The sequence below is a fragment of the Streptomyces sp. RP5T genome, from assembly GCF_003933965.1.
Classification (GTDB): Bacteria; Actinomycetota; Actinomycetes; order Streptomycetales; family Streptomycetaceae; genus Streptomyces.
The window spans coordinates 1-5,558 of sequence record NZ_RSAJ01000545.1 but is presented as its reverse complement, the minus strand read 5'-3'; the positions used below and the strand labels follow the sequence as shown (position 1 = coordinate 5,558).

Sequence of the window (5,558 nt, the reverse complement as noted above, 5' to 3'; positions counted from 1 at the left end):
GGCTCCGGCAGTGCCTCGCGGTCGAGCTTGCCGTTGGCGGTCACCGGGAATCGGTCCAGCACCACGAACGCCGACGGGATCATGTACTCCGGCAGCCGCTCCGCGAGGTGGGAGCGGAGCACCCCGGAGAGCCGTCTGGCCTCCTGGAAGGCGGCGGGTGCGTTGGTGTGCCGGGCCGGTACACCGTCAGGGCCGGGTCCGGAGCCGGCCCAGCCGATCGACGGGAGGGGGCCGGTGTGCCGGGAGGCGTCGCAGAAGAGCACGTCGAGCACACCGGGGGAGTCCGGTCCCGCCCAGCTCACCGCCGTCTCGTACCCGAAGCGGTCGCCCAGTTCGTACAGCAGGGCCGGATCCACGCCGGACCCGGTGCCGACGAGGGACTCGCCCGCGTACAAGGCCGCGGCGGCGGCGCGTTCGTGTGCGGTGCGGCCGTCCGGGACGCCGGTCACCCGCAGCGATGACGGCCTGCTCTCGGCCAGGCGGGTGCGCAGCGCGCCGAGGTCGCCCGGGGTCCCGGTCCAGTCGAGAACGGGCACGGCGGGCTCCGCGCCCGGCGCCGGGGCGCCGGACGCCGGTGTGTCCGTCGCCGCGTACAGGACGACGTCGTAGCGGTACCGCGTCAACTCATTGTGCGCGTGGCCACGTTTGACCCGCACGTCGGCCGCGGTGACACCTTCGGTGAGCCGGGCGAAATCGTGGAAGAAGCCGGGAGCCACCAGCAGTTCCTTCTCCCGTTCGGCTCGGAGCCGGGCCCGGCGCCGCACCGCGGCCAGGTCCTCGTCCTCGACCGCGCGGGCCAGTTCGACGGCCGCGTGGAACGTGTCGAGCAGTTCCAGGTTGCGGACATCGCCGATGAACAGCCTGCCGCCCGGGGCGAGCAGGCCGGTCAGCCCGGTCAGCACCCTGCGCAGGTAGTCCCCGTCCGGGAAGTACTGCACCACCGAGTTGAGGACGATCGTGTCGAAGTGTCCCGTCGGCAGGCCGGTCAGATCGTCGGCCGGCTGGGTCCGCAGCCGTACCGACCTCTCCGCCCCCACGTGGGCCCGCAGCGTCGCGATCGCCCGGGGTGAGAAGTCGGTGGCCCAGTACGAGGCACACTCGGACCACAGGCGGGACAGGAGCAGGCCGTTGCCCGCGCCGACCTCCAGGACGTGGCGGGGCCGCAGAGCCCGGATGCGCTCGACGGTGCACTCACGCCACTCGCGCATCTCAGCCACCGGAAGGGGACGGCCGTCATAGCTGCTCTCCCAGCCGGAGAAGTCGGAGCCGAACAGATTGCCGCCGGGGTGCGACGGGGCGGTGCCGGAGCCGCTGTACATGCCGTCGTAGATCTGCCGCCACTCGGCGACGTGCTGCCGGGCGCTCTCCTCGGCGTGGGCGGCGGAACGACGTCCCTGCGGTACGACATAGCCGATCAGCTGCCGTTCCCCCAGGCTGCCGGGGCGGGCCAGGACCTCGGCCTGCGAGACCTCGGCATGGTCCGCCAGCGTCGCGGCGACTTCCCCCGGCTCGACGCGGAAGCCCCTGATCTTCACCTGCTCGTCGCCGCGTCCGACGAACTCGAGCTGCCACCGGCGGTTCCAGCGGCCGAGGTCACCGGTGCGGTACATCCGTTCGCCCGGCGGTCCCCACGGATCGGCAGTGAACCGTTCCGCCGTGAGACCGGCCCGGCCCAGATAACCCCGGGCAAGACCGGACCCGGCGAGATACACCTCACCCGTCACCCCGGGCGGCACCGGCCGCAACTGCTCGTCCAGCACATAGACCCGGGTGCCCGCGAGGGGACGTCCGAGGGGCACCCGGGCCCCGGCCTCGTAGGGCGCGCGCACCTCGTGGTGGGTGGCGCACAGCGTCATCTCGGTGGGGCCGTAGAGCTGGCGCACGAGCGTCCCGGGCGCGTACTCCAGGACGCGCTTCACGGCGACCGGTGACACGACGTCGCCACCGGTGAGGACCTCGCGCACCTGGGAGAGGCAACCGGGCGCGTCCTCGGCCAGCACGCGCAGCAGTCCGGCCGTGAAGTGCACCGCGGTGATCTTCTCCGCCTCGATCAGCCGGGCCAGGTCGGCGGTGTCCAGTCGTCCCGGCGGGGCCAGCACCACCTCCCCGCCGGCGAGCAGCGGCACCCACAGCTCGTAGTCGCAGATGTCGAAGGCGTAGGGCGCGTGCATGAGGACGCGCCCGTGGTTTCCGGTGTCCCAGCACGGGTCGCAGGCGAGTGCCACCACGTCCCGGTGGGTGACGGCCACGCCCTTGGGCAGACCGGTGGAACCGGAGGTGTACATGATGTACGCGAGCTGCTCGGGGTGAACCGGCACGTCCGGGCCCGCCGGTGCGGCAGCACCGCTCCCCGGCTCCTGGCCGACCTCGATCACCTGCGCGTCATGACGGAAGCTCCGGCGCTGCATCGGCCGGTCCGTCAGCAGCACGACGGCCGCCGTGTCCGCCATGACCCACTCCAACCGGTCCGCCGGAAAGGCCTCGTGCAGCGGGACGCAGACTCCGCCCGCCTTCCACACGGCCAGCATCGACACGACCAGCTCGGGCGAACGCTCCAGGAAGACGGCGACCCGGCTCTCCGGTCCGACCCCCCGCGCCCTGAGCACCCGTGCCAACTCTTCGGCCCGCCGGTCCAGTTCGCGGTACGTCATCTCACGGTTGCCTGCCCGCAGGGCGAGGGCGTCGGGGCGGGCGGCCGCGGTGCGGGCGAAACGGGTGTGCACGGTGCGGGATTCTGTGGGAAGCCGGTCCGCGGAGCCGTGCGGCGGAAGATGCCCCGCAGAGCCGTGGGCCGGAACGTGACCAGGGGCGCCGCCCAGCAGGCGCAGCCGCTCCTCCGCGCCGAGGATCTCCACCGCGCCGATCCGCCGGCGCGGATCCGCCGCCACCGCCCGCAGGAACCGGACCAGTCGGGTGACGAGGGTCTCGACGGTGTCGCGGTCGAAGAGGTCGGTGCGGTACTCGACGGTGCCGTGGACGCCCTGCGCCGCACGCTCGGCGCCGAAGCGTTCCGTGAGATTGAACGCGAGATCGAACTTGGCCGAGGGCAGGACCTCGTCCTGCGGCCGGACGTCGAGTCCCTCGAAGCGGATGTCGGCGTCCGGGGTGTTCTGGAGGGCCAGGAAGATCTGGAACAGCGGGTGCTGGGACAGCGAGCGGTCGGGGTTGAGGGTCTCGACCAGCCGCTCGAAGGGCAGATCCTGGTGGTCGTAGGCAGCCAGCGCCCTCTCCCGCACGGATGCCAGAAGGTCGGTGAAGCGTGGGTCGCCGGCCGTACGGGTGCGCAGCACCAGGGTGTTGACGAAGAAGCCGATCAGATCGTCCAACGCGTCGTCCGACCGCCCCGACACCGGTGACCCGATCGCGATGTCGGTCCCCGCGCCGAGCCGGGTGCACAGGGCGGCGAGTGCCGCGTGCAGCACCATGAACAGGCTCGCGTTGTGCCGCTGGGCCAGGTCCAGCAGCCGTTGGTGGAGGTCGCCGTCGAGGTCCAGCCGGACGGTCTCGCCCCGGAAGCCGGCGCTGCGCGGCCTGGGCCGGTCCGTGGGGAGCAGGGTTTGTTCGGGCAGTCCCTCAAGGGCCCGCTTCCAGTACTCGGTCTGTGCCGTCAGAAGACCCTCGCGATCCCCCTCCTCGCCGAGGATCTCGCGCTGCCACAGGGCGTAGTCCGCGTACTGAACCGGCAGTGGGCGCCAGTCGGGTGCCTCGCCGTGGCTCCTGGCCCGGTAAGCCCGACCGAGGTCACGGGCCAGCACCGTCAACGACCAGCCGTCGGCGGCGATGTGGTGCTGGACCAGCATCAGCACGTGCTCGGTCGCGGAGAGCGCGAACAGATGGGCGCGCAGCGGGATGTCCCGCGTGAGGTCGAAGGGCCGAGCGGCGGCGTCCCGCAATGCGGCCGCGAGCCCACTCTCGTCGATGTCCGCCACCGCCGGGACCGGGCGAGATTCCTGCGGTTCCAGGACCAGTTGGTGGGGCTCGCCGTCGGCCTCGGGGAAGACGGTACGCAGCGACTCGTGCCGGGCGACCACGTCCGCCAGGGCCTCGGTGAGCGCCGTACGGTCCAGTTCGCCGCTCAGCCGCAGCACGCTCTGCATGTGGTACGCGGCGCCGCCGCCGTCCATCCGGTTGATGAACCACAGCCGGCGCTGTCCGAAGGACAGCGGGATGTGTTCGGGACGCTGCATGGCCGTCAGGGTGCGGCGGGTGCCGGCGGACCCGGTGATCCGCCGGGCGAGCGCGGCCACGGTGGGTGCCTCGAACAGGGCGCGCACCGGGAGTTCCACGCCCAGCCGCGACCGGATGGCGTTGGCGAGCCGGGTCGCCAGCAGGGAGTGCCCTCCCAGGCCGAAGAAGTGGTCGTCCAGGCTCACCGCCGGTACCTCGAGAACCTGCGCGAACAGCTCGCACAGGATCTCCTCCTGCGGAGTGCGCGGTGCGCGGCCCGACACCTTCGGGCCGAGGTCGGGGTCGGGCAGTACCCCCCGGTCCAGCTTGCCGTTCGGCGTGAGCGGCAGCGCGTCCAGCAGTGTGAGCGCGGCGGGCAGCATGTGCCCGGGCAGTCGCTCGGCCAGATGGGCGCGCAAGGCGGCCGGGTCGGGGTCGGTACCGGGTACGGGTACGGCGTACGCGACGAGAGCGGGTCCGCCTGGGCGTAGGTCCCGGACCACCACGGCGGCCCGGGCGATCTCGGGGTGGCCCGACAGAGCGTGTTCGACCTCGCCTAGCTCGATCCGGAAACCCCGTATCTTGACCTGTCCGTCGGCCCGGCCGAGGAACTCCAGGTCACCGTCCTCGCGACGGCGCACCAGGTCCCCGGTGCGGTACATGCGTGACCCCGGCGGGCCGAAGGGGTCGGCCACGAACCGGTCGGCGGTCAGTGCGGGCCGGCCCAGATATCCGCGGGCCACGCCGGCGCCCGCGATGAACAGTTCACCGGTGGCACCGAGGGGGACCGGTCGCAGCCGGGCGTCGAGCACATGGGTTCGGGTGTTCGCCAGCGGGCGCCCGATCGGCGGTCGGCCCGTGGTGGCCGGCCCGACGTCTGCCGTCGTGGACCAGATCGTCGTCTCGGTGGGGCCGTAGACGTTCATGACCTCTCGTGCCGCCGCGCCCAACTGCTGCGCCAGACGCTCCGACAGGGCCTCACCGCCGACCAGGACCTTCAGCCCTCGCAGTGTCTCCGGTTCGCTGTCCAGCACGCTCTGCCAGAGCGTCGGCGTCGCCTGGACGACCGTCGCACCCGTCTCTTCGACGAGCTGCCGCAGGGCCGCCGGATCGTGCGTAGCCTCCTGCCGGGCGAGCACGAGCTCGCCGCCACAGATCAGCGGCAGCAGCAGCTCCAGGTTGGAGATGTCGAAGCCGAAGGTGGTGACCGCGAGCAGGCGGTCCTCGGGCCCGAAGGGGATCCGCGCCTGGAAGTCGGCCAACAGGTTCGTGAGGTTCTCGCCGGGGATCACGGTGCCCTTGGGCACTCCTGTGGATCCGGACGTGTAGATCACGTAGGCGGGGTTGAGCCCGTGCGGGCTCGGCGGGGCGGGGGGCGCCCCGTCCGGGGG

The 5,558-nt window shown here is 72.3% G+C and carries 1 protein-coding gene; it reads right to left on the bottom strand.

Annotated features, from left to right (window positions below; translation table 11 throughout):
* On the bottom strand, window positions 1-5,501 hold a 5,501-nt coding region (locus tag EHS43_RS35875), incomplete at its 3' end, for a non-ribosomal peptide synthetase (RefSeq protein ID WP_312023466.1).
* Between the last annotated feature and the right edge of the window lie 57 nt (window positions 5,502-5,558).